Source organism: Pseudoalteromonas sp. SR45-5 (assembly GCF_014163565.1).
In the GTDB taxonomy this organism is placed as follows: Bacteria; Pseudomonadota; Gammaproteobacteria; order Enterobacterales; family Alteromonadaceae; genus Pseudoalteromonas; species Pseudoalteromonas distincta.
The window spans coordinates 1-4,636 of record NZ_JACJDN010000313.1 but is presented as its reverse complement, the minus strand read 5'-3'; the positions used below and the strand labels follow the sequence as shown (position 1 = coordinate 4,636).

Sequence of the window (4,636 nt, the reverse complement as noted above, 5' to 3'; positions counted from 1 at the left end):
ACTCACTCAATAAATCCAATTTAAGCCGCTATAAAAAAGCCCACTAATGTGGGCTATTTTATTTAAAACTATTTTAAGGCTAAGGTATCATTTAGCTCAATAGTGAATGTAAAAACACCATGCCAATAGCAAGTGGACATACAAACTTAGTATACCAAGGCCATATTTTCCAAAACAATGTATTGTGAACCTCTGGGTTACCCTCTTGAATTGCTTTTAGTAATGAGCCTCTATACCAAATCCAGCCTACAAATATACAACACATAAGACCAAGTAAAGGCTGAGCTACTTTTGTAGTGAGAGTGATTACTAAGCCAAATAAGCTGCTAAGGTTACACACAATTGTAATGCTAACGACAGCGATTAGCGCCCCAATTAACCACGTTGCTTGAACGCGTTTCATCCCAAAGCGCTCTACGGTGTATGATACTGGCGCCTCTAACATTGAAATAGATGATGTTAAAGCGGCAATACTCATTAACGCAAAAAATGAAAAACCCACAAATAAGCCAACTTCGCCCATTCCATCAAATAAAGCGGGGAGTACCTGAAACACTAATGTATCTTCAGAGAGTAGCTTACCCGTTGTGGCCGAGAATATTTCAACGCCTTGAGCTTGTGCTACGTACATAGCCGGAATAATCAGTAAACCTGCAACAAAGGCTATAAATACATCAATAAGGGTCACATAGGCACCTAAAGAAACAAGATTTTCTTTTTTACTAATGTACGAGCCGTAAATAATCATTACGCTAGTGCCAAGCGATAAAGAGAAGAAAGCTTGCCCTAGTGCACTTACTAATAGTTTTGCGTCAAAAATAGATGAAAAGTCAGGAACTAAGTAGGCTTTTAAGCCTTCCATAGCACCATCTTGCGTCATCACATAAGCAATAAGTGCAAATAAAATGCCTAAAAGTGCAGGCATTAAACGCTTAGACCACTTTTCAATACCGTTTTCAACGCCTCTACTTATAATAGCGACAGTTAGTACGATAAAGATCATAGTGAATATAATATTTCGAGTAAGTGATTGCTCGCTTAACCATGTAGATGCTGTGTTGGCACCAACTAAAGTGGCTATGGGTTCAGCTGTGGCGCTGAGCATCCAACCGGCAACAATGGCGTAAAAGCTTAGTATAAAGCCAGCGCATAAAATACCGCCAAAACCAACAGCAAAAGCAAAGTGTTTTTGCCATGACTTATTAGATATTTTTTGAAGTGATGACACTGCGTTTGCTTGGCCATGACGTCCAATCATAAGTTCAGCCATTAAAGCGGGGTAGGCTAAAAAGAACGCAAGCACTAAATATGCGACTAAAAATGCAGCACCGCCATTACTTGCTGTTTGTGTAGGGAATCCCCAAATATTGCCCAAACCAACGGCAGAACCCGCGGCGGCCATAATAAAACCAAAGCGAGAGCTAAACTCGCCTCTAACTGCGCTCATATTATTGTACTTCTCTATTGTGTGACGGCGGTGACAATCTACTGGAAATGTAAAAAAATAAAAAGTGCTTATTTGCTGATCTAGCACAAATTAATAAGTAAAGTGTATGTTATAACCATCGATTTTAATTGTTGTTATTAAGTCGTTTAAAATAACGAGTTGATTTTGTTTAATAATTGTTAATTACAGTCTGTAACTATTGCTTTACGGATTATGGTGCTGTGCAATAGTGAGAGTAAAGCACGCCCCCCCTAACTGGGTGCTTTTACTTACTTTAACGCTGCCATGATGCCAATCAGCTACCTTGGTAACAATGGCTAGGCCAAGGCCATAACTCTTATCGGCTCTGTTACGGTGATCTTCCTCTCTAAAAAATGGGCTAAATACATTACTAAAGTTCTCTTGTGCGATACCAGGGCCGTCATCTTCTACCGTTATTATAAGCTGTTGCTCGTGTAACTTTGCACTGAGGTAAATATGTTGGTTTGCAAAATCACATGCGTTAGTTAATAAGTTAGTAATTGCACGGGCCAGCCAGTGAAGATCTGCATTTATTATTTTATCTGTACTATTGAGTTGTACGTTGAGCATTTGCATTTCAAGTTTTGGTGCAAGTTGAACTAAAATATCTTCAAGGTAGGATTTAATATTGGTTGATGAATAGGTTAGTTTATTCGCGTTTTGCTCTAAAGTAGCAAATGCTAAATAGCTACTAAGCATCGATTCCATATGATCTAAATCGTTTTCCATACGGGTTAAATACTGTTTTACTTTTTGCTCATCATGGCTATCTAATGCCGCATCTAAACCAAATCGCAGGCACGCGATAGGAGTGCGTATGTCGTGAGACAAGCTTGAGGCCATTAGTTTGTTTTCGGCGACAAGTTTCTCTATTTGGCTAGCCATGCGGTTAAAAGTAAGTTCTACATCTTTTATATAGGTAAAGTGCGATACCTTTATTCGGGCATGAACATTACCAGAGGCAAACTTTTTAGCGGCTTCATTTAAGACAGTTAGCCGTTTAGCTAAGGGCGCGATAATAAACCCCATAAATACACATAGACCTGCGTAAAATAGTAGAGTTAATATAATGTCGTTATGCTGCTCGCTATCAAAAATTTTATCTAAGCGCATTGATAAGTGAAAAGGATTTAAAACGTCGCTACTATAAAGCATATAAAAGCCTTGCTGATCTTCTAAAATCAGCCCACCTGGCGTGTGCATTTGTAATAATAAAGAAGGTGGTAAAGCGAGTGACTCATTTGGCTTGTAGTCAATTAAAACATCAAACTCTCGGGCTAGTTGTTTTACATAATCGCTGCGCTCAGATGTAGGTATGTTAGCTAACTGCTTATTAAAACCCATGATCATTTTACTTTGCTGACTAAATTCATCTTGTGGGGTATGCGCTTGTTGACTAAAAGCATCAATAAGCCAGCCCAATACCACAATAGATAAAAGTGCACTGCCTAGAAGCGATATATAAAACTTTTTCATTTATTTATTCATCGCTCTATTACCACGCGGTAGAAACAAGTAAATATCCACGGCCCCAAATAGTTTTAATTTTTTCGGGGTTTTGTGGATCATCATTAAATTTTTTACGAAGTGCAGAAATAAGTACATCAACACTTCTATCAAGCCCGTCGTACTCTCTACCTTTCGTCGCTTTAAATACGGCATCGCGTGAGACAACTTGACCTGCATTGCTTGCAAGGTAGTGTAATAATAGATATTCGGCGCTTGATATGTTTATATCTTGCTCGTTAAGGGTCACATTTCTAGATTCGGTATTAATACTAAGTGCACCAACTTGAATAATGCTTTGGCTAACCTGTGGCTTATTTGGCTCATTGTTTTGACGCAGTGCTGCTTTTATTCGCGCTAGTAATGCACGCGGACGCACCGGTTTCATTATGTAGTCGCTTGCGCCAACTTCTAAACCAATAACTTCATCCATCTCTTCATCGCGTGCGGTGAGCATTATAATAGGCGAATTATAAAAGCTACGAAGCTCTCTACATACGCTGATACCATCTTGCCCCGGGAGCATAATATCAAGGAGCACAATATTTGGGTTTAACGTTTTGACCTTGCTAACAACTTCGTCACCACGATGACAAACATGCGTTGTATAGCCTTGCTCTGTTAAATATTCAGCAACCCATTGCGCTAGTGATGCATCGTCTTCAACAAGTAAAATAGTGCCGTAGTTATCCATAAAATATCCCTAATACGATTGGTATTAAAATAGCCGCCAGCGGCGTTTTTTTTGTCTGTTTTGATAAACCCATTGTAGTTTTACTTCTGCTGTACTGATGACTTTGGATGTATTGCTATCAAATAGTTCAAATGAAATGCTTTGCTGTGAGTCAAAAGCATAATTAAAATTACCACTTTGTTGCTTTAGCCAACATTGCATAATGTACTTTGAAGTTGCATCGCGTAGGCAGTAATTACCAATGATAGGCTGCTCCCACGTAAGTGTAACATCGGCATAGCAATTACGCCCTTCGCGCAGTGCAACGCAAGTGTCGGGTAGTGCTATGAGTGCTTCAGGGGGGTCCTGCGCTTTAACAGTAAAGGTACTGGGAAAGATCAGTAATACCCAGATCCATCTAAAATACATAACGTAGGCCTACCTTGGCTTTATGTTGATATCCTTGGGAAATAATTGGACTGTCGTCAATTTCTTTTGAAAACCATGTAGTAAGCCAACCGGATAAAAACACCCAATCTTGGCTTATTGGATATTCAGCATGGAACTCAAAGATGATACTAGTACTGGCATTGCTGCTATAAATCGGGCGAAGGCTGGTGGCTTCATCGCTATCAATGCCAAAGTAATAATTTGTAAAGTCAGCAGAGTAGGCGCTTAAACCAACACCAGATCTAAACTCCCAGTTTCGCCATGGCAAAATGTGGCTAAAAAAGCTATTTATAACCCAGCCATTATGGGCACCAGATACGTCATGAAGGTATTCAAAGGAGAATTGTGAGTTTTCAAATCGGCGCGAGAGCCTAAGACCAACATCAAAATCGTAATTACGTTTTTTAATACCTTGGAGTTCTTTTATAACACCGTGGTTATAAAACCCGAGGCCTTTTTCGTCAAACCCGGCTTGAGTATTTGTGCCAAGTATATCTAAGCCCCAATCAAATTTATCTATAAGACTGTAACCAATTACA

General features: G+C 39.4%; 5 protein-coding genes. All 5 read right to left on the bottom strand.

The features are described from left to right. Positions 1–91: 91 nt before the first annotated feature. Positions 92–1,447, bottom strand: a complete 1,356-nt coding sequence (locus tag H5072_RS12275; RefSeq protein WP_154903581.1) for a sodium-dependent transporter — start codon at positions 1,445–1,447, stop codon at positions 92–94. A gap of 204 nt (positions 1,448–1,651) precedes the next feature. Next, the gene (locus H5072_RS12270; protein ID WP_024597093.1) at positions 1,652–2,944 is read right to left on the bottom strand and encodes a HAMP domain-containing sensor histidine kinase; all 1,293 of its coding nucleotides are present in this window, start codon (positions 2,942–2,944) and stop codon (positions 1,652–1,654) included. 19 nt (positions 2,945–2,963) lie between these two features. After that, entirely contained in the window at positions 2,964–3,668 is a 705-nt protein-coding gene (locus H5072_RS12265) for a response regulator transcription factor (protein ID WP_004335749.1), read from the bottom strand. 24 nt (positions 3,669–3,692) lie between these two features. Next, positions 3,693–4,076: a DUF3019 domain-containing protein gene (locus H5072_RS12260; RefSeq protein ID WP_182693677.1), complete on the bottom strand. Its 384-nt coding sequence runs from the start codon at positions 4,074–4,076 to the stop codon at positions 3,693–3,695. Beyond that, positions 4,066–4,636: MipA/OmpV family protein (locus tag H5072_RS12255; RefSeq protein ID WP_182693676.1), on the bottom strand; the 571-nt coding region annotated here is incomplete at its 5' end. The genes H5072_RS12260 and H5072_RS12255, both read right to left, overlap by 11 nt.

What these genes read in the sequence shown, in the direction of transcription:
- H5072_RS12275 (WP_154903581.1), bottom strand. Translation starts at nt 1,447, where the DNA reads ATGAGCGCAGTTAGAGGCGAGTTTAGCTCTCGCTTTGGTTTTATTATG.
- H5072_RS12270 (WP_024597093.1), bottom strand. Translation starts at nt 2,944, where the DNA reads ATGAAAAAGTTTTATATATCGCTTCTAGGCAGTGCACTTTTATCTATT.
- H5072_RS12265 (WP_004335749.1), bottom strand. Translation starts at nt 3,668, where the DNA reads ATGGATAACTACGGCACTATTTTACTTGTTGAAGACGATGCATCACTA.
- H5072_RS12260 (WP_182693677.1), bottom strand. Translation starts at nt 4,076, where the DNA reads ATGTATTTTAGATGGATCTGGGTATTACTGATCTTTCCCAGTACCTTT.